The 25,921-nt window shown below is 70.0% G+C and carries 27 protein-coding genes; 13 read left to right on the top strand and 14 right to left on the bottom strand.

Annotated features, from left to right (window positions below):
* Positions 1-15: 15 nt before the first annotated feature.
* The 3 genes from MNO14_RS11995 to MNO14_RS11985 form a co-directional block, all read right to left on the bottom strand.
* Positions 16-2,049, bottom strand: a complete 2,034-nt coding sequence (locus MNO14_RS11995) for a glycoside hydrolase family 97 protein (protein ID WP_241943958.1) — start codon at positions 2,047-2,049, stop codon at positions 16-18.
* A 165-nt stretch (positions 2,050-2,214) separates the two neighbouring features.
* Positions 2,215-3,441 carry a DUF4105 domain-containing protein gene (locus MNO14_RS11990; protein WP_241943957.1) on the bottom strand — a complete coding sequence of 409 codons (1,227 nt, stop codon included), beginning with the start codon at positions 3,439-3,441 and terminating at the stop codon, positions 2,215-2,217.
* The gene (locus MNO14_RS11985; RefSeq protein WP_241943956.1) at positions 3,428-4,294 is read right to left on the bottom strand and encodes a transporter associated domain-containing protein; all 867 of its coding nucleotides are present in this window, start codon (positions 4,292-4,294) and stop codon (positions 3,428-3,430) included. Before MNO14_RS11985 ends, MNO14_RS11990 begins: the two co-directional genes overlap by 14 nt.
* 216 nt (positions 4,295-4,510) lie before the next feature.
* On the opposite strand from MNO14_RS11985, the gene MNO14_RS11980 reads away from it, so the two are divergent.
* Positions 4,511-5,011, top strand: coding sequence for a hypothetical protein (locus MNO14_RS11980; RefSeq protein WP_241943955.1), 501 nt, complete (start codon positions 4,511-4,513; stop codon positions 5,009-5,011).
* 22 nt (positions 5,012-5,033) lie between these two features.
* On the opposite strand, the gene ybeY is transcribed toward MNO14_RS11980, so the two are convergent.
* Genes ybeY through MNO14_RS11965 form a run of 3 tightly spaced genes read right to left on the bottom strand, consistent with a single transcriptional unit; the run spans position 5,034 to position 7,131 of the window.
* Complete coding sequence (gene ybeY, locus MNO14_RS11975) at positions 5,034-5,519, bottom strand: rRNA maturation RNase YbeY (protein WP_241943954.1); 486 nt, start codon at positions 5,517-5,519, stop codon at positions 5,034-5,036.
* A 43-nt stretch (positions 5,520-5,562) separates the two neighbouring features.
* A complete protein-coding gene (locus MNO14_RS11970; protein ID WP_241943953.1) occupies positions 5,563-6,147 on the bottom strand; it encodes a hypothetical protein in 585 nt (194 codons plus the stop codon).
* A gap of 3 nt (positions 6,148-6,150) precedes the next feature.
* Positions 6,151-7,131, bottom strand: coding sequence for a PhoH family protein (locus tag MNO14_RS11965; protein ID WP_241943952.1), 981 nt, complete (start codon positions 7,129-7,131; stop codon positions 6,151-6,153).
* A 100-nt stretch (positions 7,132-7,231) separates the two neighbouring features.
* Between MNO14_RS11965 and MNO14_RS11960 the strand changes: the two genes are divergently transcribed.
* The 4 genes from MNO14_RS11960 to MNO14_RS11945 are packed head-to-tail and all read left to right on the top strand — an operon-like array spanning position 7,232 to position 10,912.
* Entirely contained in the window at positions 7,232-7,891 is a 660-nt protein-coding gene (locus tag MNO14_RS11960) for a TetR/AcrR family transcriptional regulator (RefSeq protein ID WP_241943951.1), read from the top strand.
* Positions 7,888-8,835: an HlyD family efflux transporter periplasmic adaptor subunit gene (locus MNO14_RS11955; RefSeq protein ID WP_241943950.1), complete on the top strand. Its 948-nt coding sequence runs from the start codon at positions 7,888-7,890 to the stop codon at positions 8,833-8,835. The genes MNO14_RS11960 and MNO14_RS11955 overlap by 4 nt, the downstream gene beginning before the upstream one ends.
* Before the next feature lie 59 nt (positions 8,836-8,894).
* Complete coding sequence (locus MNO14_RS11950) at positions 8,895-9,818, top strand: ABC transporter ATP-binding protein (RefSeq protein WP_241946335.1); 924 nt, start codon at positions 8,895-8,897, stop codon at positions 9,816-9,818.
* Positions 9,815-10,912 carry an ABC transporter permease gene (locus tag MNO14_RS11945; RefSeq protein WP_241943949.1) on the top strand — a complete coding sequence of 366 codons (1,098 nt, stop codon included), beginning with the start codon at positions 9,815-9,817 and terminating at the stop codon, positions 10,910-10,912. Before MNO14_RS11950 ends, MNO14_RS11945 begins: the two co-directional genes overlap by 4 nt.
* Positions 10,913-10,954: 42 nt before the next feature.
* Here the strand turns inward: MNO14_RS11945 and miaB are convergent, their stop codons facing one another.
* Positions 10,955-12,412, bottom strand: a complete 1,458-nt coding sequence (gene miaB / locus MNO14_RS11940; protein WP_241943948.1) for a tRNA (N6-isopentenyl adenosine(37)-C2)-methylthiotransferase MiaB — start codon at positions 12,410-12,412, stop codon at positions 10,955-10,957.
* A 167-nt stretch (positions 12,413-12,579) separates the two neighbouring features.
* On the opposite strand from miaB, the gene MNO14_RS11935 reads away from it, so the two are divergent.
* From MNO14_RS11935 to MNO14_RS11910, 6 genes are all read left to right on the top strand, one after another.
* Complete coding sequence (locus tag MNO14_RS11935; protein ID WP_241943947.1) at positions 12,580-13,473, top strand: lytic transglycosylase domain-containing protein; 894 nt, start codon at positions 12,580-12,582, stop codon at positions 13,471-13,473.
* A 145-nt stretch (positions 13,474-13,618) separates the two neighbouring features.
* Positions 13,619-14,257, top strand: coding sequence for a ubiquinol-cytochrome c reductase iron-sulfur subunit (gene petA, locus MNO14_RS11930; RefSeq protein ID WP_241943946.1), 639 nt, complete (start codon positions 13,619-13,621; stop codon positions 14,255-14,257).
* Positions 14,257-15,516 carry a cytochrome bc complex cytochrome b subunit gene (locus MNO14_RS11925; protein WP_241943945.1) on the top strand — a complete coding sequence of 420 codons (1,260 nt, stop codon included), beginning with the start codon at positions 14,257-14,259 and terminating at the stop codon, positions 15,514-15,516. The genes petA and MNO14_RS11925 overlap by 1 nt, the downstream gene beginning before the upstream one ends.
* Entirely contained in the window at positions 15,509-16,252 is a 744-nt protein-coding gene (locus MNO14_RS11920) for a cytochrome c1 (RefSeq protein WP_241943944.1), read from the top strand. Before MNO14_RS11925 ends, MNO14_RS11920 begins: the two co-directional genes overlap by 8 nt.
* 183 nt (positions 16,253-16,435) lie before the next feature.
* Positions 16,436-17,056 carry a glutathione S-transferase N-terminal domain-containing protein gene (locus tag MNO14_RS11915; RefSeq protein ID WP_241943943.1) on the top strand — a complete coding sequence of 207 codons (621 nt, stop codon included), beginning with the start codon at positions 16,436-16,438 and terminating at the stop codon, positions 17,054-17,056.
* A gap of 76 nt (positions 17,057-17,132) precedes the next feature.
* Positions 17,133-17,642 (top strand): ClpXP protease specificity-enhancing factor, encoded by a 510-nt coding sequence (locus tag MNO14_RS11910; RefSeq protein ID WP_241943942.1) that lies wholly within the window; start codon positions 17,133-17,135, stop codon positions 17,640-17,642.
* Positions 17,643-17,687: 45 nt separating this feature from the next.
* On the opposite strand, the gene MNO14_RS11905 is transcribed toward MNO14_RS11910, so the two are convergent.
* The 3 genes from MNO14_RS11905 to MNO14_RS11895 form a co-directional block, all read right to left on the bottom strand.
* Positions 17,688-18,020 (bottom strand): DUF3301 domain-containing protein, encoded by a 333-nt coding sequence (locus tag MNO14_RS11905; protein ID WP_241943941.1) that lies wholly within the window; start codon positions 18,018-18,020, stop codon positions 17,688-17,690.
* 116 nt (positions 18,021-18,136) lie between these two features.
* A complete protein-coding gene (gene nadC, locus MNO14_RS11900; RefSeq protein WP_241943940.1) occupies positions 18,137-19,015 on the bottom strand; it encodes a carboxylating nicotinate-nucleotide diphosphorylase in 879 nt (292 codons plus the stop codon).
* 102 nt (positions 19,016-19,117) lie between these two features.
* Positions 19,118-19,399: a Trm112 family protein gene (locus tag MNO14_RS11895; protein WP_241943939.1), complete on the bottom strand. Its 282-nt coding sequence runs from the start codon at positions 19,397-19,399 to the stop codon at positions 19,118-19,120.
* 366 nt (positions 19,400-19,765) lie between these two features.
* Here MNO14_RS11895 and purE point away from each other — a divergent pair, with 366 nt between their 5' ends.
* Both purE and MNO14_RS11885 read left to right on the top strand, forming a co-directional pair.
* Positions 19,766-20,230 carry a 5-(carboxyamino)imidazole ribonucleotide mutase gene (gene purE, locus MNO14_RS11890; protein WP_241943938.1) on the top strand — a complete coding sequence of 155 codons (465 nt, stop codon included), beginning with the start codon at positions 19,766-19,768 and terminating at the stop codon, positions 20,228-20,230.
* 31 nt (positions 20,231-20,261) lie between these two features.
* On the top strand, positions 20,262-21,419 hold the full coding sequence (locus MNO14_RS11885) for a 5-(carboxyamino)imidazole ribonucleotide synthase (RefSeq protein WP_241946334.1): 1,158 nt from the start codon (positions 20,262-20,264) through the stop codon (positions 21,417-21,419).
* A gap of 21 nt (positions 21,420-21,440) precedes the next feature.
* Here MNO14_RS11885 and MNO14_RS11880 read toward each other — a convergent pair whose 3' ends face one another.
* From MNO14_RS11880 to MNO14_RS11865, 4 genes are all read right to left on the bottom strand, one after another.
* The gene (locus MNO14_RS11880) at positions 21,441-22,229 is read right to left on the bottom strand and encodes a heme ABC transporter ATP-binding protein (RefSeq protein ID WP_241943937.1); all 789 of its coding nucleotides are present in this window, start codon (positions 22,227-22,229) and stop codon (positions 21,441-21,443) included.
* Positions 22,226-23,218 carry an iron ABC transporter permease gene (locus MNO14_RS11875; RefSeq protein ID WP_241946333.1) on the bottom strand — a complete coding sequence of 331 codons (993 nt, stop codon included), beginning with the start codon at positions 23,216-23,218 and terminating at the stop codon, positions 22,226-22,228. Before MNO14_RS11875 ends, MNO14_RS11880 begins: the two co-directional genes overlap by 4 nt.
* Before the next feature lie 74 nt (positions 23,219-23,292).
* Positions 23,293-24,345: an ABC transporter substrate-binding protein gene (locus tag MNO14_RS11870; RefSeq protein ID WP_241943936.1), complete on the bottom strand. Its 1,053-nt coding sequence runs from the start codon at positions 24,343-24,345 to the stop codon at positions 23,293-23,295.
* Positions 24,346-24,513: 168 nt separating this feature from the next.
* The gene (locus MNO14_RS11865; RefSeq protein ID WP_241943935.1) at positions 24,514-25,887 is read right to left on the bottom strand and encodes a YncE family protein; all 1,374 of its coding nucleotides are present in this window, start codon (positions 25,885-25,887) and stop codon (positions 24,514-24,516) included.
* Between the last annotated feature and the right edge of the window lie 34 nt (positions 25,888-25,921).

Genomic DNA, 25,921 nt, shown 5'->3' with positions numbered 1-25,921 from the left:
TGGACCCCAGGTCTGTTAGAGGGCGACGAACCGCACCGCTTGCCCGCCGGCCGGGGCCAGGCGGACCGACAGCGTGTCGCCGGCGCCGATCTCGCGCGACTCGATGACGATATCGTGGGGGTCGTTGCGCCAGCCGGCGTTGTCGCCGTCGCGGTAGATCTGCGCGGTGTAGCGGCGGCCCTGCTCGAGGAAGTCCAGCGGCACCTCGATCGTACGCGCGCTGTCATCGGTGACCGCGCCCAGGTACCAGTCGTCGCCGCCGCGCGCGCGGCGCGCGATCACCGCGTACTCGCCGACCTCGCCGGCCACCGCGCGGGTGTCCTCCCAGTCGACCGGCACGTCACGGATGAACTGGAATGCCTCGGGACGCGCCTCGTAGTGCTCGAGCAGGTCGGCAGCCATCTGCAACGGGCTGTAGATCACCACGTACAGCGCCAACTGCTTGGCCAGCGTGCTGGCCATCGGTTCGCCCGACTTGGTGTCCATGCCGAACACGCCAGGCGTGAAGTCCATCGGCCCGGCCAGCAGCCGGGTGTACACCAGCGTGGCCTCGTGCTCGGGCGGATTGCCCGGATTGCCCCAGGCGTTGAACTCCATGCCGCGCGCGCCTTCGCGCGTGATCAGGTTGGGATACGTCCGGCGCAGCCCGGTGTCCTTGACCGGCTCGTGCGGGTTGACCGCAATGCGCCGCTTCGCGGCTGCATCGACCACGCGCTGGTGGTGGCGCACCATCGCCTGGCCTTCGTGCCAGGCGTAGCGCAGCCGGCCCTGGGCATCGCGCACCTTGGCCTGTCCGGCGTCGGCGACATAGCCGGTCTTGACCGCGTGCACGCCCAGACGCGCGTACAGGTCGAACGCGTCGTCGAGCTGCTGCTCGTAATGCGCGGCATTGCCCGAGGTCTCGTGGTGGCCGATCAGCATCACACCCTTATCGCGCGCATAGCGGGTGACCTCTTCGAGATCGAAGTCGGGGTAGGCGCGGGTGAAGCTGAAGGTCTCGCCGTTGCCGAACCACTCGCCGTCCCAGCCGACGTTCCAGCCTTCGACCAGCACGCCGCCCAGGCCGTTGGCCGCGGCGAAATCGATGTGGCGCTTGGCGTGCGCGGTGGTCGCGCCGTGCTTGGGCCCGGAGGCCCAGGTCTTGCGATCGAGGTGCATCTCCCACCAGATGCCGACGTACTTCATCGGCCGGATCCAGGAGACATCGCCGAGTGCGTTGGGCGCGTTGAGGTTAAGGATCAATCCCGATTCGACCAGGCCGCCGGCGCGATCGGCGATCTGGATCGTGCGCCACGGGGTCGCGAACGGCGCGGCAACCTCGACCTTGGCCTCGCCGATGCCCGGCGTCAGGGCCGCTTTGAGCTTGCGGCCGTCGACGCGGGTCAGGTTCATGCCCGAATAGTCGACCAGCGCCGCTTCGTGGATCGACAGATGCAGGCCATCGTCGGTGCGCAGCGTGATCGGCGTCTGCGCGTCGCCGACCTGCTCGATCGGGGTGCGGTGGTAAAGGTACTCCTCGCGGTTCCACTCGAAGGCCGGGATCCACCAGGCGGTCGCCGCGTCGGCGACGACGAATTCGGTCAGCTCTTCACTGATCGCCAGGCGCCGCAGTCCCGGCTGGTCGGGAAAGTCATAGCGGAACCCCACGCCATCGTCGAACACGCGGAACACCACGTCGAAGCGTCGCTGGGCGCCGCTGGTCTCGGCGAAGGTGACGCGCAGTTCGTTGTGGTGGTCGCGCATCTGCCGGCGCTCGCCCCACGGCAGCTCCCACGCCTCGTCATGACTGCGCGTGCGCTGGTCGACGATGGCGAGGTTGCGTTCGAACTTCGGCGCATCGGCGAACAACATGCCCAGGCGCGAGTCGGCGATGACCGGCCGACCGGCCCGACTGACGCGGTAACTGGCGCGGCCCTCGTTGTCGGTCGTGACCTCGACGGCGATCGTCGCGTCGGGCGAGGTGATGCGGGCGGCCGATCCGGCCGACGGATTCGCCCACGCCGACAGCGGCAGCAGCAGGGCGAGACAGAATAAGAACCGGTTCGACATGTGCGGCGCCCTCCCAAGCGCATTCGCGTGCGGTCGTCCCGATTCTGTCACGCAGGTCCAAGGCGCCGCGGCCGCATACGTATGCAGGCGGACCGGCGCAGTGTCTGCAATGCGAGCAGCGAACGCGGCCGCAACCCGCGGCCGTCCGTCACCGGTGCGGCGTGCCTAGGGGAGGGCAGTCGGCGACTTGGGACGCAGCGCCGCAAGCAGGGCGACATGCAGCGGCAGCACCAGCGACAGCCAGGCCGCATTGCGCTGCGGCAGCACCGGCAGCCAATGCAGGAACAGCGCGACGATGCCGAGCGTGGCGACCGTCGGCAGCACGATCGCGAACAACCGGCCAGGCGCGCGGCCGCGCGCGAGTCGCCAGCCGCCAGGCAGCAGCAACAGGCACAGCGGGTTGAACAGCAGCAGGTTGTGGTTGCGCCAGCCGAACACATGCTCGGTACCCAGCCACAGGAACAGCATCACTGCGCCGAGCAGCGCGCACAGTGTCCAGAACCCGAGCGCGGCGCTGGCCAGGGCGCGCGGCGCTCGGCGGCCCAGCGCAAGGGCGGCCGCGCCCAGCACGAGGCCGGCCAGCAGCCACGGCCACCACTGGCGCGCACGCTCCGGCGGCTCGGCCGGTTGGCGGTGCGGCAGCACCTGGACTTCCTCGGCGACCAGCGGCCGGCCATCGGCATGGCGGATCCCGCGCAGCGCTTCGGCCAAGCGCATCGGCACAAACATGTCCTGCCACAGCGCGTTCGGCCGGTCGGCGGCCGGGCCCAGGCCGATGTCGAAGCCCAGCCACATCCACAGCGCCGGGGAGGCCAGGCGCACCGCATCGCCGCGGAAGGTGTTGCCGCGCGAACGGCCCTGCAACTGCCTGTGCAGCAAGCCGCCCAAGGCGGCGTCGAGCGCATCGCGCACGCGCGTGGAGCAGTTGTCGGTGAAGTAGTCGTAGCGGTAATGCGCGTTCTCGGGGCGCGCATTCCAGGCCAGGGCCGTGGCCAGATGCCGGGCCTGCGCCGGGTCGAGGTCGAGCCATTGGATCGACACGCCGCGCCCGACCTCGCGGTAATAGGCCAGGTCGTCGGCCAGCGGCAGCGCAGCGAGCTGATAGCGCATGTCGCCACGCACGAAACGGGCGACGAAATCGGGCTCCGACGGGTCGAAGAAGCCGAAGTTGTAGGACACCGGCCCGGGCGCCGTTGGGTCGTCGATCACGATCGCGTTGTGGCCGAAGCGTTCGAAGAACACTTCGCCCGGCTGCATCGTCGCCACCCCGACCCGCGGGGCGTCGCTTGCGACCTGGGCCCATGCTGGCCAGGCGAGCAGGGCCAGCAGCAGCGCGAACGCCTGTCGCCAGGCGCCTGCGACGGACGTGCGCGGCGCCTCAGTCCTGGGCATGCACGCTGACGTGCAGCGCATGCAGCCGGCGCGAGTCGGCATCGGTGACGCGGAAGGCGAACCGGCCCAGTGCCAGCTCCTCGCCGACCTCGGGTAGATGGCCGATCGCGCCGATGATCACCCCGCCGATGGTGTCGTATTCGTCGTCGTCGAAATCGGCGCCGAAGCGCTCGTTGAAGTCGGCGATCGGAGTCAGCGCGCTGACCGCGAACTGGCCATCGGCCTGGGCGGCGATCAGTGCGTTCGGGTCCTCGGCGTCGTCGTGCTCGTCGTCGATCTCGCCGACGATCTCCTCGAGCACGTCCTCGATCGTCACCAGGCCGGCGACGCCGCCGTACTCGTCGATGACGATCGCCATGTGATTGCGCGAGAGCCGGAATTCGCGCAACAGCACATTGAGCTTCTTGGATTCGGGGATCAGCACCGCCGGGCGCAGCAGTTCGTGGATCGAGCCGGGGCCGTTGTCGGCGACCACGCCGCGCAGCAGGTCCTTGGCGAGCAGGATGCCGAGCACCTCGTCCTTGTCGTCGCCGTGCACCGGGAAGCGCGAATGGCCGGACTCGACCACCTGCTTCATCAGGTCCAGGAAATTGGCGTCGGCCGGCAGCGCGACCATCTGCGCACGCGGCACCATCACATCGCCGACTGTCTTGCTGGAGATGCCCAGCGCGCCTTCGAACATGCGCAGGGTGTCGGCGTCGATCAGGCCGTCGGCGTGGGTGTCACGCAGCAGCTCGACCAGGTCCTCGCGGTTGGTGGGTTCGCCGGAGATCGCCGAACTGATCCGGTCCAGCCAGCTGCGGCGCTTTTCGTGGGGCTCGGTGGCGGTTTGACTACTGTCGTCTTCTGACATTGCGTTGGTATGGGCCGCCCCAGGGGGGAGGGGCGATGATGGGGCCTGCGGCGAAAGTCTAGCGCGTCCGCCGCCGCCGATGTCCAGGCGGCCATCACGGGCGGAACCCCGGCGTCGCGGCGCGGCAAACTCCGAGCCGGCGCCGCGGCGATGCCCGATCGCAGCGGGACGCGCTTGGCGGCGATGCTGGCCACACCTTCATTCAGGAGCACCGACATGCCTGTCGTCATCCGTCACGCCCGCCTGGCCGCCCTCGGACTGGCCGCCGTGCTTGCGCTGCCTGGCCTGGCCAGCGCCGACGCGCGCCTGGCCGGGCCCTATGTCGACGCCGCAACCTACGCCCGCGGCGACGACGCGCTCGTCGAGGCTTGGTACGCGATGACCTACCAGTTGCCCCGGCAGTTCGACCAGGTCTGCGGCGACACCTTCTGCGAGGGCGAGTTCACCAACCTCCAACCCTTGCGCTTTGCGTGCTCGGTGCACCGGGACGACGGGCGAATCGGCATGTGCGTGTGGAGCTTCGCGGCCAGCGACGAGTTCCTGGTGGCGCGCACCGGCCGGATCGTGGTGCAGCCGAAGGTCTGGCATTGCCACACACCGCTGGCGGCCGGTACCACGCTGACGGCGATGCTCGATGCGGTGGCCGGCGGGGATGCACTCCACGCCGTGCTGCCGGGTGGGCGCTCGATCTTCGACGGGCTAGTCGACTGCCTCTGAGCGTCGGGCCGGGGCCGGCGGCTCAGCCGGGTAATCGGTAGGGGTCGTCGATGCCGAGCGAGGCGAGCACGTCGCGCTCGAGTTGTTCCATCGCCTCGGCATCCTTGTCGTTCTCGTGGTCCCAGCCCAGCAGGTGCAGCACGCCGTGCACGGTCAGGTGGGCGTAGTGGTCGTTGGGCCGCTTGTGCTGTTCGTTGGCCTCGCGCGCGACCACCGGCGCGCAGATCACCAGATCGCCCAGCAACGGCAGGCGCACGCCTTCGGGCAGCCCCTCGGGCAGGTCGGCCGGGAAGCTCAGTACGTTGGTCGCGTAGTCCTTGCCGCGATAGTGACGGTTAAGCGCACGGCCCTCGTCCTCGTCGACCAGACGGATCGCCAGGTCCGCTTCGCGGATCCGGCCGTCGAGCGCGGCACTCGCCCAGCGCCGAAAGCTGGCGGCCGAGGGAATGCCCTTGCGCGGCAGTGCGTAGCCGACGGCGATGTCGAGATGGGTCGGGCCTTGGGTCATGGCAAGTCTCGTACAGACAGGAAAGCCGCCGCCGGACGGGCCGTCAGGCGACCCATTCGACCAGCGTCAGGAACGGGCGCTCGCCCTCGTGCAGCCGATACAACGCAACGCCGCTCGGGCCTTGCCCCTTGCGGGGGTTGGTCCGCGTGACCAGCACTGCATCACGCAGGGTAGCTTCGCCAGCACGCCACACCGCAGCGTCGCCGTGCTCGAGCAGCGCACCGATCAGATAGCGCGCGTCGCCCGGTACGTCGTCCAGCGCCACCCGCGTGCAGCCGTGACGATCGTGGCCGGGCAGTCGGGGCGAGGCCAGCAGTTGGGCCGCGCGATCACCGCGGATCAGCGCCAGGCGTTCGGACTCGTCGCGCCACCGCGGCGCGTCGAGGTCGGCCGCACGGTCGCCTGCTTCCTGCAGGGGCTGTGGTCGCGCCGCCACCGCGCGGTCGAGCGCTGTCAGCGGCAGGCTCACCCTGGTCGGCCCGATCTCGATCGACAGGCAGGGCGCGGCCAGGCTGCCGGCCGTGGCGACTCGCTTCTCGGGGTGCGGGTCGGTGTCGTGCGGTTGCGCGGCGCCGGCCAGGGGCAGTCCGCAGGCCAGGACGAATGCGCAGGCGCGCCGCAGGGGCATGGCTCAGGCCGGTCCGGTCGCCGCGTCGCTGGCATCGCGGCGCTCGTAGGCGCTGACGATGCGCGCGACCAGCGGGTGACGCACGACATCGCGTGCTTCGAAGAACGTGAAGCTCACGCCGTCGACCTCGCGCAGCACGTCCAGCGCGTCGCGCAGGCCGGACTTCATGTGCTTGGGCAGGTCGATCTGGGTCAGGTCGCCCGTGACCACAGCCGTCGAGCCGAAGCCCAGGCGGGTCAGGAACATCTTCATCTGCTCGATCGTGGTGTTCTGCGCCTCGTCGAGGATCACGAAGGCATCGTTGAGCGTGCGTCCGCGCATGTACGCCAGCGGCGCGATCTCGATGACATTGCGTTCCAGCAGCTTGGCGACCTTCTCCACGCCGAGCATCTCGTACAGCGCGTCGTAGAGCGGGCGCAGGTACGGGTCGACTTTCTGGCTCAGATCGCCGGGCAGAAAGCCGAGTTTCTCGCCGGCCTCGACCGCCGGACGCACCAGCACCAGCCGTTGGACCTTGGATTCGTTGAGCGCCTCGACCGCCATCGCCACCGCGAGGAAGGTCTTGCCGGTGCCCGCCGGGCCGATGCCGAAATTGATGTCGTGGGTGGCGATGCGGTGCAGGTAGCGGACCTGGTTTGCGCCGCGCCCGCGGACTGTGCCGCGCTTGACCCGGACCGCCACTTCCTGCGGTACGACGTCGTCGTCGCGCGCCACATTGGCCTCCGAGAGCCGCATCGCCACCGCCTGGCTGTCGAGCGTCTCGGTTTCGGTCTCGGCGTAGAGCGCACGCAAGAAGGCTTCGGCGCGTGCGACCACATCGCGGTCGCGGCCGGTGATACGGAACACATGGCCGCGATTGGCGATCTCCACGCCCAGGCGCAGTTCGATCTGGCGCAGGTGGCTGTCGAAGGGGCCGGCGAGGTTGGCGAGGCGCTCGGTGTCGTCCGGTTCGAGGACGAAGTCGGTCTGGGGGCTGGTCTGCATAGGGCGCGCAGGGTAGCGCATCGCCAGGCAGGACGGCGTCGCAGCCCGCGATTCAGCGCGCATTCGGCCATTAATTGATCGGTCAATTAATATTGACCGCATGGCCAGACCCCGCACCCCCGATCCCGCCCGCACGCCGGGGCGTCCGCCCGCCGGCGACACCGACCGGCGAGGCAGCGCGCTCGATGCCGCGCTCGCCTGCTATGTGCGCCGCGGCATCGCGGCGACCTCGCTGCGCGACATCGCCACCGAGGCCGGGGTCACGCCGGCACTGCTGCATTACTACTTCCGCGATGCCGCCGGTCTGCGCGATGCGGTGATTGCCGAACGGCTGATGCCGGTGTTCGACGAGGTCCGCGAGACCTTGCTGGGCATGGCCGATGCGTCGCTGCGCACGGTGCTGGTCGCGTTCGTCGACCTGTTGTGCGCACTGGTCGCCCGGCACCCGTGGATGCCCGCGTTGTGGATCCGCGAGGTGGTCAGCGAGGGCGGCGACCTGCGCGATCTGCTGGTCACCCGGCTGGCGCCGGAGATCAGCGCGTTCATGGCCGCACGCTTCGCTCAGGAGCAGCAGGCCGGCCGGCTCAATCCCGCGCTCGATCCGCGGCTGCTGATGGTCTCGCTGGTCGGGCTGACCCTGTTCCCCGCGGCCGGCACCCCGATCTGGCGGCAGCTGTTCGCCAGCGACGACCTGGGCATCGACGACATCCGCCTGCACGCGCTCGCCTTGCTGGATCGCGGCCTGGAGCTGCCCATATGACCCGTCTCATCCCGATCTCGGTTCTCGCGCTCGTGGCCGCGCTCCTCGCCGGCTGCAGCCGCGAGCCGCCGCATGCGCTCGGCACCCTGGAGTACGACCGCATCACGGTGCCGGCACCGGCCGCCGAGCGCATCGCCGAGATCGCGGTGCGCGAGGGCCAGCGCGTGAAGGCCGGCGAGCGCATCCTGACTCTGGAGCGGACCCGCGGCGATGCCCAGCTCGCAGCCGCCGAGGCCGAGGTCGCGCGCCAGCGCGAGGCGCTGGAGGAGTTGCGTAACGGCGCACGCCGCGAGGACATCGACCAGGCGCGGGCCAATCTCGCCGCCGCCCAGGCGCAGGCCCGCGATGCGCGCGCTTATTACGAGCGCTTGCAACCGCTGGGCGGCCGGCAACTGGTCTCGGCCGCCGATGTCGATCGCGCGCGTGCGGCCGCCGGCAATGCCCAGGCCCAAGTCGCCGGCGCCCAGGCCGCGTTGGCCGAGCTGCAGAACGGCGCGCGTCCAGAGCAGATTGCGCAGGCGCAGGCCGCACTCGAGGCGGCGCAGGCCCAGGCGCGGACGCAGTCGGTCAGCACCGGGCGGCTGGATGTCGTCGCGCCGCGCGCGGCGCGCGTGGACAGCCTGCCGTACCGGCTCGGCGACGAGGCGCCGGTCGGCGCACCGCTGGCGGTGCTGCTGGTCGGCGAACAACCCTATGCGCGGGTCTACGTGCCCGAGCCGCTGCGGGCCGGCGTGCAGGTGGGCGATCGCGCCACCGTGCGCGTGGGCGCCCAGGGCGAGCGCGTCTACGCCGGCCGCGTGCGCATGGTGCGCAGCGAGCCGACGTTCACGCCGTACTACGCACTCAGCGGCAAGGACGCCGCGCGCCTGAGCTACCTGGCCGAGGTCGAACTGGAAGAGGCCGGCGACCTGCCGGCGGGCCTGCCGCTGCGGGTGGAGTTCTGACGATGGGCGATGGACCTTCGACGGGCGCGATGCCATCTGCGGCGGCCGGCGATGCCGCGATCCACGCCCGTGGCCTGGTCAAGCGCTTCGGCGGGCTGGTCGCGGTCGACCATGTCGATCTGACCGTGCCACGCGCCAGCGTCTACGGGTTCCTCGGGCCGAACGGCTCGGGCAAGTCGACCACGATCCGCATGCTCTGCGGCCTGCTGACCCCGAGCGAGGGCGAGATCGAGGTGCTCGGCCTGCGCATTCCCGACCAGGCCGACGCGCTGCGCCTGCGCATCGGCTACATGACGCAGAAGTTCTCGCTGTTTGAGGACCTGACGGTGCGCGAGAACCTGGAGTTCCTCGCAGCGGTTTACGGCTTGCCGCGTGCGCAGGCACGCGCCCGGGTCGACGAGCTGGTCGAGCTCTACCATTTCGCCGATCGCCAGGGTCAACTCGCCGGCACGATGAGCGGCGGCCAGAAGCAGCGCTTGGCATTGGCCGGCGCGGTGATCCACCGCCCGGAATTGTTGTTTCTCGACGAGCCGACCAGCGCGGTCGATCCCGAGTCGCGTCGCGACTTCTGGGACAAGCTCTTCGAACTGGCCGACAGCGGCACCACGCTGCTGGTCTCGACCCACTACATGGACGAGGCCGAGCGTTGCCACCGCATCGCGATCCTCGACCGCGGCGTGCTGGTCGCCGACGGCGCACCGGGCGCATTGGCGGCCGAACTGTCGGGCCGCAGTGTCGAAGTGCACGCCGCGCAGCCGCGACGCGCGCAGCAGGTGCTCGCCCGTCTTCCCAACGTGCTCAGCGTCGCTCAGATCGGCAACAGTCTGCGCGTGCTTGCGCGCGACGGCGCGGATGGGGACGACGGGCTGGCCGAGGCGCTGCGCGGCGCTGGCCTCGAGGCCGAGGTCCGGCCGGCGACGCCCAACCTCGAGGACGTGTTCGTCGCCGCGACCCGCGGCGCCGACGGGGAGGACCGCGCATGAACCCCCTGCGCCGGCTATGGGCCGTGGTGATCAAGGAATTGCGGCAGATCCGCCGAGACCGGATCAGCCTGGTGATGATCGTAATGATCCCGGTCGTCGACCTGCTGCTGTTCGGCTATGCGATCAACTACAACCCGCGCGGGCTCGATGCGGCGATTGCCGATCAAGCGGTGACCGCGACCTCGCGCGCGGCGGTCATGGATCTCCAGGCGACCGGCGTCGTCGATACCGTCGCGGTCGTCGACAGCCCACAGCAGCTGGTCGAGATGCTGCGCCGCGGTGAGATCAGCGTCGGGATCACGATCCCGCCGGATTTCGAGCGCCGCGTGCTCGATGGCCGTCCGGCGATGCAAGTCATGGTCGACGGTACCGACACGGTGGTGCAGGCGGCTGCGAACCAGATCGCGCAACTGCCGCTCGAAGGCCCCGACGGGCACCGCGACGCACGCGCGGCGCCGCAGATCGAAGTCTTGAGTTTCTACAACCCTGAGCGGCGCTCGGCGGTGAGCATCGTGCCCGGGCTGATCGGCATCATCCTCACGATGACCATGACCATGTTCACCGCGATGGCGATCGTGCGCGAACGCGAGCGCGGCAACATGGAGCTGCTGATCGCCACACCGCTGGCGCGTGGCGAACTGATGGTCGGCAAGGTGCTGCCGTACGCGGCGATCGGCCTGATCCAGACCACGTTGATCCTGGTGCTGGGGATCTGGTTCTTCGACGTGCCGCTGCGCGGCAGCCTGCTCGACGTCTACCTGGCCTCGCTGTTGCTGATCTTCGCCAACCTGGCGATGGGTCTGCTGATCTCCACGCATGCGCGCACCCAGTTCCAGGCGATCCAGGTGGCGATGCTGGTGTTCCTGCCGTCGATCCTGATCTCGGGTTTCATGTTCCCGTTCGCCGGCATGCCGGACGTGGTGCAGTGGGGCGCCGAGGCCTTGCCGATGACCCAGTTCCTGCGCCTGGTGCGCGGCATCATGCTGCGCGGGGCGAGCATCTGGGAGCTGTGGCCGTCGATCCTGGCGCTGGGCGCGTTCACCGCGGTCACGATGGCGCTGGCGATCGCGCGGTTCCGAAAACGCCTCGACTGACGCACCCGCCGCGGCGCGAGAACGCCGCGGCGGCAGGCCGTATTACGCGGCCGCGACGTCTTCGTCCAAGCGCACCCGGCCGCGCAGCGAGTTGCTGAGCGCGGCGGTGATCTCGACATCGACGAACTGTCCGATCAGGCGCGGCGGGGCGGGGAAGTTCACCGAGCGCATGTTTTCGGTCTTGCCGGTCAGTTCGTTGGGGTCCTTGCGCGACGGGCCTTCGACCAGCACGCGCTGCACGCTGCCGACCATCCGTTGCGAGATGCCGGCCGCGTACGCATTGATATGCGCCTGCAGTCGCCTGAGCCGGGCGTGCTTTTCGGCCTGGGTCACCGTGTCCTCGAGGTCGGCGGCCGGGGTGCCGGGCCGGCGCGAATAGATGAAGGAGAACGACTGGTCGAAGCCCACGTCCTCGATCAGCTTCATCGTCTTCTCGAAGTCGGCCTCGGTCTCGCCGGGGAAACCGACGATGAAGTCCGAGGAGATCGAAATGTCCGGGCGCACGGCGCGCAACTTGCGGATCTTCTGCTTGAACTCCAGCGCCGTGTAGCCGCGCTTCATCGCCGAGAGGATGCGATCGCTGCCTGCCTGCACCGGCAGATGCAGGTAGTTGGCCAGCTGGGGCACGTCGCGGTAGGCCTCGATCAGCGAGTCGGAGAACTCCAGCGGGTGCGAGGTCGTGAAGCGGATGCGCTCGATGCCGTCGACCTGCGCGATCGTGCGGATCAGCAGGCCCAGGTCGGCCACCTCGTCGCCGCCCATCGGCCCGCGGTAGGCGTTGACGTTCTGCCCCAGCAGATTGATCTCGCGCACGCCCTGGCCGGCCAGCCGCACGACCTCGACCAGCACGTCCTCGAACGGCCGGCTGACCTCTTCGCCGCGGGTGTAGGGCACCACGCAGAACGAGCAGTACTTCGAGCAGCCTTCCATGATCGAAACGAACGCACTCGGGCCGTCTGCGCGCGGCTCGGGCAGGCGGTCGAACTTCTCGATCTCCGGAAAGCTGATGTCCACCTGCGGCTGACCGGTCGCGCGCTTGGCGCGGATCAGCTCGGGCAGGCGGTGCAGCGTCTGCGGGCCGAACACCAGGTCCACATACGGCGCGCGCTTGACGATCGCCTCGCCCTCCTGGGATGCGACGCAGCCGCCGACGCCGATCACGATCGCCTTGCCGTCCTGCTTGAGCCTGGCTTCCTTGAGCATGCGCCAGCGGCCGAGCTGGCTGAACACCTTCTCCTGCGCCTTCTCGCGGATCGAGCAGGTGTTGACCAGCACAACATCGGCCTCCTCGACATCGTCGGTGAGCTCCAGGCCCTCGGCGGCGGCGAGCACATCGGCCATCTTGGCCGAGTCGTACTCGTTCATCTGGCACCCGTGGGTCTGGATGTAGAGCTTGCCGCGCGCCGGCAGTGCCGGGTCGGGGGCTGCTGCGCCGTGGGCGGGCAGGACAGGAAGATCGAGGGTCGGCGCGGCAGGCGCCGAGGGAGCGGGCTGGGTCATGGCGTGTCCGGGGCGACGGCGTTGAGTCCGGGCCGGATGGCGGGTGGGGCGCAGAGTGTACCGGGCGCGCCGCGCGGCCGGGTCGCCCGTTCACAATCAAGCACTTGGCAACGCTGCCTGAAGACGCGACACTCCGATGCGTGAAACGGGGATGGGGTCTCATCGCGATGCTCGGTCTGCTGGCGGCCTGTCCGGTCTCCGGCAGTACGTTGTATCGCTGCGACAGCGGCGACGGCATTCCCCAGTACGTCAGCAAGCGGGTGTCAGGTGCGAGCTGCCGCGCGGTCGCCACGGCGCCGGCCGCGCCGCGTCGGGCCGTCGCTCGCAAGCCCAACGCCGCACCGGTGTCCGCGCCGGCCGGCGCGGATCGCGTCGCGCCGGCGACCTTCATGGGCGGCGCGACGCCGAAGCCGGCCGCCGCGGCCAGCCCGGACCCGGCACCGCCCAAGGTGGCCCCGGCCCGCAGCGGCGGACAGCGCCGGCTGCAGCAGGGCCAGGTCTATTCCTATGTCCGCGACGGCGTGCGCCACTACAGCAGCACGCGGCCGGCCGGGGGCGCCCAGGTCGCCTCGGTGCGCACCATCCGCTACAGCTTCTTCGAAACCTGCTACGCCTGCGGCGCGGCGCCGGGGGTCAATTTCGGCACCGTGCGGCTCAACCGCGAGGCCTATCGCGACGAGGTCGCGCGTGCGGCCAGCGAGTTCGGCGTCGAGGAGGCGATCGTGCGCGCGATCATGCATGCCGAGTCAGCATTCAATCCCAACGCACTCTCGCGCGCCGGCGCGCAGGGCCTGATGCAACTCATGCCCGCGACCGCGCGGCGCTTCGGCGTGGTCAATCCCTTCGACCCGGAACAGAACATCCGCGGCGGCGTGGCGTACCTGGCCTGGCTGCTGCGGCGCTTCGACGGCGACCTGACCCTGGCCGCGGCCGGCTACAACGCCGGCGAAGGCGCGGTTGACCGCCACAAGGGCGTGCCGCCCTACAGCGAGACCCAGCGCTATGTGCAGCGCGTGGGCACGTTGGCCGAGCGCTATCGCGGCCAGGTCGCCAGCCGCTGAGCGCGGTGCAGGTGCGACATTTCGACCCAATTGTCGCTTGATTCAGGGTTCAGCTACACTGGCACACATCGATGCGGCCGCCTGCGGAACGGGTGGGTCCGTGGCAGCCAGCGCACAGTAGCTACCGAAGTTTTGCGGAGTACCGATGGTCGACGAAGCGGTGATCGGACCTGGCGGCGGGGATGAGCCAGTCAATGTGGGGCGGCGCCGGTTTCTGACCGCGAGCACCCTGGTCGTGGGCGCGGTGGGGGCGGGCATCACGGCCATTCCCTTCATCAAGTCCTGGAATCCGAGCGCACGGGCGCAGCTCGCCGGCGCGCCGGTGACTGTCGACATCAGTGCGCTCGAGGAAGGCCAGCGCCTGATCGCCGAATGGCGCGGCCAGCCGATCTGGATCGTCAAGCGCTCCAAGGCGATCCTCGACGCGCTGCCCACGCTCGACGACAGGCTCAAGGACCCCGAGTCCAGCAACGCCGACCAGCAGCCGGCGTACGTGCGCGAGGCGAACCCGGAACTGCGCTCGATCAAGCCCGACATCTCGGTGCTCGTCGGTCTGTGCACGCATCTGGGCTGCTCGCCGGAGATGGTCGCCGAGATCCGTCCGGAGCCGTTCGACGCCGACTGGAAGGGGGGCTACTTCTGCCCCTGCCACAAGTCGAAGTTCGACATGGCCGGTCGGGTCTACGACGGCGTGCCCGCGCCGACCAATCTTCTGGTACCGCCGCACTACTACGCCGACGACAGCACGATCGTCATCGGCGTCGATCCGCAAGGAGCCGCGTGATGGCCAACGTCCTCGTCCGCGGCGCCACCGGCGTCTTCAACTGGGTCAACGAGCGCGCACCGGCTTTGATGCCGATGTACCGCAAGCACATGACCGAGTACTACGCGCCGAAGAATTTCAACATCTGGTACATCTTCGGCGTGCTGTCGCTGGTCGTGCTGGTCAACCAGATCCTGACCGGCATCTTCCTGACGATGCACTACAAGCCGAGCGCGGCGGAAGCCTTCGCCTCGGTCGAATACATCATGCGAGACGTGGAGTGGGGCTGGCTGATCCGCTACATGCACAGCACGGGCGCCTCGCTGTTCTTCATCGTCGTCTACATTCACATGTTCCGCGGCCTGATGTACGGCTCCTACCAGAAGCCGCGCGAGCTGGTGTGGATCCTGGGCATGCTGATCTACCTGGTGCTGATGGCCGAGGCGTTCATGGGCTACGTGCTGCCGTGGGGTCAGATGTCGTTTTGGGGCGCGAAGGTGATCATCTCGCTGTTCGGCGCGATCCCGGTCATCGGCAATGGCCTGACCGAGTGGATCATGGGCGACTACCTGCCCAGCGACGCCACCCTCAACCGCTTCTTCGCGCTGCACGTGATCGCGCTGCCGCTGGTGCTGCTGCTGCTGGTCGTGCTGCACCTGGGCGCGCTGCACGAGGTGGGGTCCAACAACCCCGACGGCGTGGAGATCAAGAAGGGGCCCAAGGGCAATCGCTGGTCTTCGAGCGCACCCGCCGACGGCATCCCGTTCCATCCGTACTACTCGGTCAAGGACGGCTTCTACGTCTGCTTCTTCCTGATCATCGCGGCGTTCATCATCTTCTTCGCCCCGGCGTTCGGCGGCTGGTTCCTCGAGCACGACAACTTCACCGAGGCCAACCGCCTGGTCACACCCGAGCACATCAAGCCGGTGTGGTACTACACGCCGTACTACGCCATGTTGCGGGTGGTGCCGCACAAGCTCAGCGGCGTGATCGTGATGTTCTCCGCGATCGCGGTGCTGTTCCTGATCCCGTGGCTGGACCGCTGCAAGGTCAAGTCGCACCGCTACCGCGGCCCGCTGACCAAGATCATGCTGCTGCTGTTGGCCGTGTGCTTCGTCTGGCTGGGCAAGATCGGCGCCGGCCCGGGCACCGATCCGGTCGAGACCATCATCGGTCGCGTGCTGACGTTCCTCTACTTCGCTTTCTTCATCACGATGCCCCTGTGGACCAAGCTCGACAGGACCAAGGCCGTGCCCGATCGGGTGACGATGCATGACTAACCGACTCATTGCCCGCATCGCCGTCGCGGCGGCCGCCGTGCTGCTGTCGTTCGGCGCGCTGGCCGCGGCCGGCGGACCGGTCCAGCATGCCGGCACGGACCTGGGCGACCGCGCCTCGCTGCAACGCGGCGCGCAGGCCTATATGAACTACTGTGCGGGCTGCCACTCGCTCAAGTTCATGCGCTACTCGCGCATGGCCCAGGATCTGGGGCTGACCGAGGACGAGGTGATGAACAACCTCAACCTCACCGGCGCGGCGTTCGGCGAGCACATCCTGTCGTCGATGCCGGCCGAGCACGCGTCCAAGTGGTTCGGCCAGACCCCGCCGGACTTGAGCCTGATCGCCCGCTCGCGCGGTGCGGACTGGATCTTCACCTACCTCAAGTCGTTCTATCTCGACGAGACCCGCCCGCTGGGCTGGAACAACGCGCTGTTCCCCAACGCGTCAATGCCCAACCCGCTGTGGGAGATGCAGGGCCTGCAGCGCCCGATCTACGCCGAGGCGGCCGAGGGCGCCGATCCGGTCGTCGAGCATCTGGAAATCGCCACTCCGGGCACCCAGAACGCCCAGCAGTTCGACCAGACGGTCCGCGACATCACCACGTTCCTGGAGTACGTCGGCGAGCCGGCCGCGCTCAAGCGCCAGCAGATGGGCGTCTGGGTACTGCTGTTCCTGGTGGTGCTGACCTTCCTGGCCTGGTTGCTGAAGAACGAATACTGGCGCGACGTCCACTGATCCCGCCGGCTGGGGCGTTTCCCGGCCCGGTCCGGGCCGGCATCGACCCGGCGGCATTGCCGGGCGGCTCAGGGAAATGCGAGACTCGGGCACCGCGACAATCGTCTGCGAGGTGCAGGCGGCATCGCGAGGGCTGGCGGAGCCAGTCTTACGGACAGGCCGAGAAAGGCCGCGGGTGCATCCATGCGAAACGTGCTGACACTGTTCTCTTCGGTCGATGATGTGCTGTGCCATCGGGCGCGCCTGGTGCTTGCGGCCAAGGGCGTCACCTACGACATGGTCGTGGTCGACCCGCGCAATCCGTCCGAGGACCTGATCGACCTCAACCCCTACCACTCGGTGCCGACCCTGGTCGAGCGCGAACTGGTGCTCTACGCCGCCAGCGTGGTCAGCGAGTACCTCGACGAGCGCTATCCGCACCCGCCGTTGATGCCGGTCGATCCGCTGTCGCGCGCCCGGTTGCGACTTGCGATGCTGCGCATCGAGCACGACTGGGTGCCCCAGGTCCAGGCGATCCAGATGGGCAACAAGGCCCAGGCCGAGGCCGGCCGCAAGCGGCTCAAGGAGCTGCTGACCGCCTCGGTGCCGCTGTTCAAGGCCAGCAAGTTCTTCCTCAATCCGGAAATGAGCCTGGCCGACTGCGCGATGGCGCCGATCGTCTGGCGCCTGCAGGCGCTGGAAATTCCACTGCCCAAGGACGGCGTCAAGGCGATCGAGGACTACGGCAACCGCATCTTCCGCAGCCCCGGCTTCGTGCGCAGCCTGACCCCGCAGGAACGCGCGCTGCGCGCACTGCCCGAGTAAGTGCAGGTCCGGTGCCGGCCGCGCGCCGGCACCGCTGCGCTGCCCGCCGCCTTCACGAGCCGTTAGACTGTCGCGCATGACGGACCAAGCGCCTGCGATGACCAGCCACCGCCCGTACCTGCTGCGTGCGCTGTACGAGTGGATCGCCGACAACGGCATGACCCCCCATATCCTGGTCGATGCGCGCCGCGCCGGCGTGCGCGTGCCCGCGCATGCCGTGCAGGACGGACGTGTCGTGCTCAACATCGCCGACCGTGCGGTGGCGCGGCTGGAGATGGACAACGACAGCGTGCGCTTCTCTGCGCGCTTTGGCGGCGTCAGCCAATCGGTCGTGGTGCCGATCGCCGCGGTCCTGGCGGTCTATGCGCGCGAGACCGGGCAGGGCATGGCACTGCCCGAGGACATCGTCGCGTCCGGCGATGCGCAGGAGGCACAGGCCGAGGACGCACCCGCATCGGCGCCCGCGCGGCCGACCTTCGCGTCGGTGGACGGCGGCGCGCCGGATCGCGACGACGACACCGACGGTCCGCCGGACGACGACACCCCGCCCGAGCCGCGACGCGGGCATCTGCGGGTCATCAAGTAAGTCGCGAGCGCGCCCGGCGCTGCCGGTCGGCTGGCAACGCGATGGTCAGTGCAGCGTGGCGACGTCGCGGCGCGTCGGTCCACTGAACGCGACCAGCCGTTCGCCGCGCAGCACCAGCTGGCCGACATGGCGCTCGATACCGTCCTCGGAATACTCGAAGCGGAAACTGCGCTCCACGCGCAGGCGCCCGCTGTCGTCGCGGCGCAGGCGCATCGCATAGGCGTGCACGCTCTGGTCGAGCCACTGCACGCCGGCGCGCTCGCAGGCCTCGCGGCCGAGCTGGCCGGCGCGTTCGGCCGCGCCGCGTGCCGCGCTCCACCACAGGAACGCGGCGAATGCGGCCAGCATCGCGAAAATCATCGTCGGGAAATCGGGCATGGGCGCAATGTGGCGGCGCGCGGCGGCGCATGCAAGTCACGCGCGGGCACGTGCGCCACGCAAACCGGTCGGGGCTGCGTCCGGGCACCGGCCCGGACAGGTCGGACCCGCGGCGGTCAGGCGTCCTGGAGCTTGAGCGACAGGTCGATCGCCTGCACGTGCTTGGTCAGTGCGCCGACCGAGACATAGTCCACGCCGTCGGCGGCGATCGCGCGCAGGGCCTCGAGGTCCACGCTGCCCGACACCTCCAGCGGGATGCGGCCGTCAAACGGCGCGGCATGCGCAATGGCGACGGCCTCGCGTCGCATCACCGCGTCGAAGTCATCGATCAGGATGCGCGTGCAGCCGGCGGCGAGCGCCTCGCGCAGTTCGTCGAGCGTTTCCACCTCGACGACGAGCGGCAGGCCGGGGGCCCGGGCATGGGCGTCGGCGATCGCGGCGGCGATGCCGCCGGCGGCGCGGATGTGGTTCTCCTTGAGCATCACCGTGTCGTAGAGCCCGATGCGGTGATTCTCGCCGCCGCCCACACGCACCGCGTACTTCTGCGCCAGGCGCAGGCCCGGCAGGGTCTTGCGGGTATCGAGCAGGCGGGTGCCGGTGCCGGCCAGTGCGGCGACATGGTGCGCGGTGGCGGTGGCCGTCGCGCTCAAGGTCTGCAGGAAGTTCAGCGAGGTGCGCTCGGCGGACACCAGGGCGCGGCTGCGGCCGGCCAGCGTGGCGAGCACGGTGCCGGCGGCGACCCGGTCGCCCTCGGCGACGTGCCAGTCGATCCGCACGGCTGGATCGAGCGCGCGATGGCAGGCGTCGAACCACGGTCGGCCACAGATCACCGCATCCTGCTTGCACAGCAGCCTGGCGGTGGCCGCGCGGTCGGGCAGCAGCGCCGCGGTCACATCGCCGGTGCCCAGGTCCTCGGCCAGCGCCGCAGCGACGTTGGCGGCGACCGTGTCCTGCGCCGGCGGGGCAATGCGGAGTGAGGCGGGGCGCTGGGTCATGGGGGTCGTCCGATGGCGGGCCGGTCGTGGTGCGGGTGTTCGGTGCGTGCGGCCGGGCCAGGGATGGCCGGGCGCCCGATCACGTCGCAGGCACCTGCAACATCAGGCGCGCGCGCCGTCCTTCGGGAAGTCGGCGACTTGTCCGGTCGCGATGCCCTCTTCGACCAGCAGCACCGGAATGCCGTCGTCGACGCGGTAGACGCGCTTACGGTCGTGGGTGATCAGCGCCTCGCGCAGCGGCTCGTTCTGCGCCGTGCCGTCCTCGCGCTGCACCGTGCCGGCGGCGATCGCGGCATTGAGCGCATCCAGGCCGGGGCGGTCGAGCAGCGACAGCGGTTGGCGGCTGGCGGGGCAGACGAGGATGTCGAGCAACTTGCGGTCCATGGGGCAGGGTCCGGGGCGTTTTTTAGGAATCGCGGAAGCGTACCACCTCGCATCGCCGACGCCGGGGCAGCACCAGCCACCGCGCCTTCAAACGGGCGCCGTCTGAACTGAAATCCCGCGGCTCCTGAAAGGCCGGAGCCCAAAACCGGGGTCAGAGTGCAATTTCGCTGCGCGAAATTGCACTCTGACCCCGGTTTGTCAGGGGGCTCTGAAACGCCGTCTCCGCACATGGGAGAAGAACCTCTAAAATGCCGGTTTGAGGCCGGAGCCCGCGCAATGTCAGCCAACGACCACAGCAGCACGACCGCCAGCGCCACGTCAGGCGATAGGGCCGCGACCGGCAGAGCCCCGGTTGTGGGTATCGTGATGGGGTCGCGCTCGGACTGGGAGACGATGCAGCACGCCGCGCAGAAGCTCGAGCAGCTCGGCGTCCCGCACGAAGTCCGCGTGGTCTCCGCGCACCGCACGCCCGACGTGCTGTTCGACTATGCCGCCTCGGCGCGCACGCGCGGCCTGCGCGCGATCATCGCCGGCGCCGGTGGCGCCGCGCATCTGCCGGGCATGCTTGCCGCCAAGACCGCGGTGCCGGTGCTTGGCGTGCCGGTGCAGTCCAAGGCCTTCAACGGGCTCGATTCGCTGCTGTCGATCGTGCAGATGCCGGCCGGCGTCCCGGTCGCGACGTTCGCGATCGGCAATGCCGGTGCGGCCAACGCCGCGCTGTTCGCCGCGGCGATGCTGGCCGCCGACGACGCGGCAGTCGCGCATGCGCTGGACGCGTTCCGGCAGCGGCAGACCGAAGAGGTCGCCGCCAATGACGACCCGCGTCGATGAGCGCGGTGGCCGCATCGGAGCGCGCACTGGCATGACGACGGTCGGGATTCTGGGCGGTGGCCAGCTGGCGCGCATGCTGGCCCTGGCGGGCCATCCGTTGGGACTGGATTTTCTCGTACTCGACGGCGCGGCCGACGCCTGCGCCGGGCAATGCGCACCGCTGCTGCTGGGCGACTACGACGATCCAGCCGCGCTGGCCGACCTGGCTGCGCGGGTGGACGTGGCGACGTTCGATTTCGAGAACGTGCCCGCCGACGGGGCGCGTCGGCTCGCCGCGGACGTGCCGGTCTTCCCCAATCCCGATGCACTGGCGCTGAGCCAGGACCGGCTCGCCGAGAAGACGCTGTTCCGCGAACTCGGCATTCCGGTGCCCGATTTCGCCGATATTGTCACCCGCGCCGATCTCGACGCTGCGGTCGCGCGCCTGGGCATGCCCTGCATCCTGAAGACGCGGCGACTGGGCTACGACGGCAAGGGCCAGTTCCGGATCCGCGAGACGGCCGACATCGACGCCGCCTGGGACGCGCTCGGCGCGCAGGCGCAGGCGACCGGCTTGATCCTCGAGGGCTTTGTCGCGTTCGAGCGCGAGCTCAGCGTGGTCGCGGTGCGCGGGCGCGACGGCACGTTCCGCAGCTGGCCGCTGACCGAAAACCGCCATGTCGACGGCGTGCTGTCGACGAGCTTGGCGCCGGCGGCCGCCGATGCGGACACGGTGCATACCGCGACCGCGCATGCGCGCGCGATCGCCGAACGACTGGACTACGTCGGCGTGTTTGCGCTGGAACTGTTCTGCCGCGGCGACACCCTACTCGCCAACGAGCTCGCGCCGCGCGTGCACAACTCCGGGCACTGGACGATTGAAGGCGCCGAGACCTCGCAGTTCGAGAACCACCTGCGCGCCGTGCTCGGCCTGCCGCTGGGCGACACCGCGCCGCGCGGCGTGTCGTGCATGCTCAACTGGCTCGGCGCGATGCCCGACGCCACCGCCGCGCTGGCGGTGCCCGGCGTGCACTGGCACGACTACGGCAAGCAGCCGCGCGAGGGCCGCAAGGTCGGTCACGCGACGGTCCGCGCCGATGATGCGCAGACGCTGGCCCAGCGCCTGACGGAGCTCGGTGAGGCCCTGGGCCGGCAATCGCAGGTCGCACCGGTCGTCGCGCGGCTGGGCGCGTCCACCACCGCCGGGTGAGCGCGCCCGGCACGCGTCCGCTCATCTGGGATCGTCGCTGACCACCAGCGGCACGCCGCGGGTCGGGTGTTCGAGCACCAGCACCGGTTGCCGGTATACCCGCTCGATGGTCTCGCGGGTCAGCACCGCGCGCGGGCTGCCATCGGCGGCGACCCGGCCATGCTGGAGCATGACGATGCGGTCGGCATGACCGGCGGCGAGGTTGAGGTCATGCAGCACGACGATCACGCAGGCGCCGTCGTCGGCCAACTGGCGCGCGGTCCGCAGCACCGCCTCCTGGTGCTGCAGGTCGAGCGCGGCGGTGGGCTCGTCGAGGAACACTACTGGCGTGGTCTGCGCGAGCACGCGCGCGAACGCGGTGCGCGAGGCTTCGCCGCCCGATAGCGTCTGCACGTCGCGGTCGGCGAGGTGGACGATGTCGGCGGTGGCCATCGCCGCCGCGGCGATGCGCGTGTCCTCGTCCGGTGCCGGCGGGTGCGGGAGCCGACCCATCGCGACGACTTCGCGCACGCTGAAGGCGAAGCGCACCGCATGGTCCTGCGGCAGCACGCTGCGCTCGCGCGCCAGCGCGCGCGCCTGCCATGCGCGCAGCGGTGCGCCCGCGAGCCGGACGTGGCCAGTCGCGGGCACCAGGTCGCCGGAGGCGACCGCAAGCAGGGTCGACTTGCCGGCGCCGTTGGGGCCGACCAGCGCAGTCAGCGTGCCGCGTGCGAAGCGCAGATCGACGTCGTCGAGAATCGCGCGGCCGTCGATGCGCACGCTCGCGCGCTCGATCGCCAGCACGTCCTGGGTGGCATCGGCTGCGTTCACGCGCCACCCCGTTTGCGACCGCGCAGCACCAGCCAGAGGAAGAACGGCGCGCCGAGCGCGGCGGAGAACAGGCCCAACGGGATTTCCGACGGCGGGTCGAGGCTGCGCGCGGCGGTGTCGGCCAGCACCACCAGCAGGCCACCGGTCACGCCCGACAGCGGCAGCAGCCAGCGATGGCCGGGGCCGGCGAGCAGGCGCACGAAATGCGGCACGACCAGGCCGACGAAGCCGACCACGCCGGCGAATGCGACCGCCGAACCGACCAGCAGCGCACAGACCGCGACCAGCAGCGCGCGCGTGCGGCGCACGTCCAGGCCGATGTGCTGGGCCTGGCGTTCGCCCAGCGCGAGCATGTCCAGCGGCGTCGCCAGGCGGGTGAGCGCGATCGCGCCGACCGCGAACGCCGGCATTGCGGCCAGCAGGTCGGCCCAGTCGGCCATCGCCAGCGAGCCCATCTGCCAGAACACCAGCGACTGCAGTTCGTCGCTGCGCGCGATGTAGGTGAAGAACCCGATCGCTGCCGAGCAGCCCGCGGCGATCGCGATGCCCACCAGCAGCAGCGTCGCGGTGCCGCCGCCGCGGTCGGGGCGGGCGAGCAGATAGATCAGCGTGGTCGTCACCGCGCCGCCAGCGAACGCCGCGACCGGTATCGTCCAGGCGCCGAGCACCGTGGCACCGAGCACGATCGCCGCCACTGCGCCGAGTGCGGCGCCGTGGGTCACGCCGACGATGCCCGGGTCGGCCAACGGATTGCCGAACAGGCCCTGGAGCCCGGCGCCGGCCATCGCCAGCGAGGCGCCGACGATGACGGCCAGCAGTGCGCGCGGCACGCGCAGGTTCCACACCACCGAGATGTCGCGCTGAGTCAGCGTGCCGGCATCGGCCAGGCCCACCTGGTGGGCGATCACGTGGACCACGTCGCCGGGCGGAATGCGCAGCGGGCCGACGCCGAACGACAGCACGATCACCAGCGCCAGCAGCGCGAGCATCGCGAGGAACAACAGGCCGCCGGGCGGCCGTCGGACCTGGCCGGTGCGCCGCGGCGTCGCGCGGCCCTCGGCGCTCATGCGCCGGGCTGGGCGTCGAGCTCGGCGGCCAGTTCGGCCAGCGCGGTCGCCAACGCCACAGCGCCGGTCCCGCTGGCGACGCTGGTCGCTTTGAGCTGCAAGTCGGGCATCACCCAAACGCGGTTGGCGATGCCTGCCGGCGTCTGCCGCAGGGTCGGATAGGCCTTCCACAGGCCGTCAGGGCCCCCGAACACGCGCAGGTCGTCCTCGCTGACCAGGATGACTTCCGGGTCGGCGGCGATGATGCCCTCGTTGCTCAGCTGCGAATAGTTGGCCACGCGGGCCTCGTCGCCGACGTTGATGCCGCCGGCCAGGCGGATGACCTCGGCCGCCGCGGTGTCGGCGCCGCCGACGGTGGGCGCGCCGCCGCCGCCGGTGGCCGAGACGTGGATCACCCGCGGGCGCCGGGTGTGGTGCGCGGCGATGCTGGCGGCCTCGTCGAGCTGGGCCTGCACGCGCGCGGCCAGGTGTTCGCCCTCGTCGGCGTGGCCGAAGGCGGCGGCGATCTTGCGCACCTTGTCCGGCGCCGGCTGCAGTTCGTCGACGATGATCATCGCGTGACCGGCATCGCGCAGCGGCTGTGCGAGCTTGCCGTGTCGACGCAGGCTGTTGCCGACGAACAAGGTGCCGTCGAGGCTCAGCACGCCCTCGACCCCGGTCGTGCGGTTGAACAGAAAATGGTGCGGCGCCTTGCGTCCGGTCTCGGTGACAGTGTTGACCGGCGCGGCGAACACCTGGTCCGACAGGCCGAGCGCGTCCATGACCATGACGATGTCGTCGTTGCCGACGATCGTGCGGCTGGTGTCGGTGATGGTGACCTCGACGCCGTCGTCGGAGCGGACAGTCGCCGGCAGGTCCTGGGTCGAGCGCAGGACCTGGGGCACATCGGTGCCGGCGACCCGGCGCCAGCCATCGGGCAGGGCCGTGTCGGCAGTGGTCTGCGCGGGGACGGTCGCGGTGTCGTCGCCGTCGCGGACGCAGCCGGCGAGGGCACAGGCGAGGCTGGCGGCAAGCAGGGCCGCATGGCGGATCGTGGCGCGCTGGAACATCGGCCTGTCACCTTGTCGAATCGGATTGAAGACGCCGCGGCCGGACGGTGCCGGCCGCGGCGGTGATGGATTTTAGCCGGTATCGCCCTATCGGGCGGTGGCGCGCCGCGCGATGCCGACGCCACCAAAGGTGACGCGGGCACCGGCATCGGCACGCCGCCAGCGCGATCAGTGGGCCTTGGGCGCGATGCGGCGGATGTGGTCGCCCTTCGGATCTTCGGCGCCGCGCGCCTTGTTGACCGCGTAGACGACGCCGTCCGCGCCTTTGCTGACATGGTTGGGGAAGCTGCCGCCGTCGAAGTTCGCCACGACCTGGCCATTGTCGTCGACGACGGTGAGCGTGTCGGCGCCGCGGTTGACGACATAGGCCAGCCGCTGGGTCGGCTCGTAGGCGACGTTCAGTGCGCCGGCGCCGACATAGACGTCGTGGTCGATCGTGCCGGTCTGCGGATCGACGATCAGCAGGTTGTCGCTGCCCTGCGACACCACCAGCAGGCGCTGGCCGACCGGGTTCCAGGCCACGCCGATCGCGCTACGTGCGTTGACCAGCGGGACCACCTTCTCCACCGCATTGCTGGCGGTGTCGATGACCGCGGCCTCGGGCGTGGACATGCTGGCGGTGTAGAGCTTGCCAGTCGCCACGTCCAGGTCGAGGCTGGTCGGGGTGAAGGATTCACCGCGCAAGCCCGATTCAATCACGATGTTGTCGAGCTGGGTCAGGCGCTTGGCGTCGAACACCGAGATGAAGTTCTCGCCGGTCGCAGTGGCGTAGACGCGGCCGCGCTGGGTGTCGACGACGACATCGCGCGCATGCGGCACAGCGCCGACCGGGAACTGCTTGACCAGCGACAGATCGGACTGGCGGTAGACGGCGACGGTGTCCTGGCGGGTGTTGGTGACCCAGACGTGGCCGTTGGCGTCGTCGACACCGACGCCGTACACGGCGAATACGCCGCCGGCCGGCGCCGCGCCGGGCGTGGCGCTCGCCACGACCTGCAGCGATTGCGGATCGACCTTCTGCAGCGCCGACACGGTGACCGGCGGGCGGCCAACCGCGCTGGTCACGAACAGCGCGTCGTTCTTCGTGCTGTAGGCAACCTGGTAGAGCCCCTGCGCGAGTTTGGCGTTGCGCACGTCGAAGCGTGCTTCGCCCGACACCGGCAACTGCTGCGAGACCTTCAGCTCGAAGATCGAGGCCGCATCCGGGCCGCTGGTGCGCACGACCACCGGGTGCACGCCGACGGCGGCATCGGCCGGGATTGCGACTCGGCCCTTGAAGGCGCCCTGAGCGTCGGCGACGAACGGCTGCGCGTTGAGCACGGTCTCCCCACGCAGCAAGGTGACCTGCTGGCCGGGCTTGAAGCCACTGCCGTTGAGCTCGACTTCGCTGCCCGGCAGCACGACCTGGCTGGCGGCGCGGACATTGCCCTTGAAATCGACATCGGGCTGGCTGAACACCTGGGCGGCGGCGAGGCCGGTCACGGCCGACAGGGCGAGAGCGAGGGCGGCCAGCCGCAGGCGGCGGGAAGGCGAGGTTGTCATGACGGACTCCTGGAGCGCTGAAAGAACCGGCGGA

The sequence above is a fragment of the Luteimonas sp. S4-F44 genome, from assembly GCF_022637415.1.
Taxonomy (GTDB): Bacteria; Pseudomonadota; Gammaproteobacteria; order Xanthomonadales; family Xanthomonadaceae; genus Luteimonas.
The sequence above is the reverse complement of the archived record's forward strand: the minus strand, read 5'-3'. Positions and strand labels throughout refer to the sequence as shown.

Coding starts and splice junctions, on each gene's coding strand:
- MNO14_RS11995 (WP_241943958.1), bottom strand. CDS start 2,049: ATGTCGAACCGGTTCTTATTCTGTCTCGCCCTGCTGCTGCCGCTGTCG.
- MNO14_RS11990 (WP_241943957.1), bottom strand. CDS start 3,441: ATGCCCAGGACTGAGGCGCCGCGCACGTCCGTCGCAGGCGCCTGGCGA.
- MNO14_RS11985 (WP_241943956.1), bottom strand. CDS start 4,294: ATGTCAGAAGACGACAGTAGTCAAACCGCCACCGAGCCCCACGAAAAG.
- MNO14_RS11980 (WP_241943955.1), top strand. CDS start 4,511: ATGCCTGTCGTCATCCGTCACGCCCGCCTGGCCGCCCTCGGACTGGCC.
- ybeY (WP_241943954.1), bottom strand. CDS start 5,519: ATGACCCAAGGCCCGACCCATCTCGACATCGCCGTCGGCTACGCACTG.
- MNO14_RS11970 (WP_241943953.1), bottom strand. CDS start 6,147: ATGCCCCTGCGGCGCGCCTGCGCATTCGTCCTGGCCTGCGGACTGCCC.
- MNO14_RS11965 (WP_241943952.1), bottom strand. CDS start 7,131: ATGCAGACCAGCCCCCAGACCGACTTCGTCCTCGAACCGGACGACACC.
- MNO14_RS11960 (WP_241943951.1), top strand. CDS start 7,232: ATGGCCAGACCCCGCACCCCCGATCCCGCCCGCACGCCGGGGCGTCCG.
- MNO14_RS11955 (WP_241943950.1), top strand. CDS start 7,888: ATGACCCGTCTCATCCCGATCTCGGTTCTCGCGCTCGTGGCCGCGCTC.
- MNO14_RS11945 (WP_241943949.1), top strand. CDS start 9,815: ATGAACCCCCTGCGCCGGCTATGGGCCGTGGTGATCAAGGAATTGCGG.
- miaB (WP_241943948.1), bottom strand. CDS start 12,412: ATGACCCAGCCCGCTCCCTCGGCGCCTGCCGCGCCGACCCTCGATCTT.
- MNO14_RS11935 (WP_241943947.1), top strand. CDS start 12,580: ATGCTCGGTCTGCTGGCGGCCTGTCCGGTCTCCGGCAGTACGTTGTAT.
- petA (WP_241943946.1), top strand. CDS start 13,619: ATGGTCGACGAAGCGGTGATCGGACCTGGCGGCGGGGATGAGCCAGTC.
- MNO14_RS11925 (WP_241943945.1), top strand. CDS start 14,257: ATGGCCAACGTCCTCGTCCGCGGCGCCACCGGCGTCTTCAACTGGGTC.
- MNO14_RS11920 (WP_241943944.1), top strand. CDS start 15,509: ATGACTAACCGACTCATTGCCCGCATCGCCGTCGCGGCGGCCGCCGTG.
- MNO14_RS11915 (WP_241943943.1), top strand. CDS start 16,436: ATGCGAAACGTGCTGACACTGTTCTCTTCGGTCGATGATGTGCTGTGC.
- MNO14_RS11910 (WP_241943942.1), top strand. CDS start 17,133: ATGACGGACCAAGCGCCTGCGATGACCAGCCACCGCCCGTACCTGCTG.
- MNO14_RS11905 (WP_241943941.1), bottom strand. CDS start 18,020: ATGCCCGATTTCCCGACGATGATTTTCGCGATGCTGGCCGCATTCGCC.
- nadC (WP_241943940.1), bottom strand. CDS start 19,015: ATGACCCAGCGCCCCGCCTCACTCCGCATTGCCCCGCCGGCGCAGGAC.
- MNO14_RS11895 (WP_241943939.1), bottom strand. CDS start 19,399: ATGGACCGCAAGTTGCTCGACATCCTCGTCTGCCCCGCCAGCCGCCAA.
- purE (WP_241943938.1), top strand. CDS start 19,766: ATGGGGTCGCGCTCGGACTGGGAGACGATGCAGCACGCCGCGCAGAAG.
- MNO14_RS11885 (WP_241946334.1), top strand. CDS start 20,262: ATGACGACGGTCGGGATTCTGGGCGGTGGCCAGCTGGCGCGCATGCTG.
- MNO14_RS11875 (WP_241946333.1), bottom strand. CDS start 23,218: ATGCTCGCGCTGCTGGCGCTGGTGATCGTGCTGTCGTTCGGCGTCGGC.
- MNO14_RS11870 (WP_241943936.1), bottom strand. CDS start 24,345: ATGTTCCAGCGCGCCACGATCCGCCATGCGGCCCTGCTTGCCGCCAGC.
- MNO14_RS11865 (WP_241943935.1), bottom strand. CDS start 25,887: ATGACAACCTCGCCTTCCCGCCGCCTGCGGCTGGCCGCCCTCGCTCTC.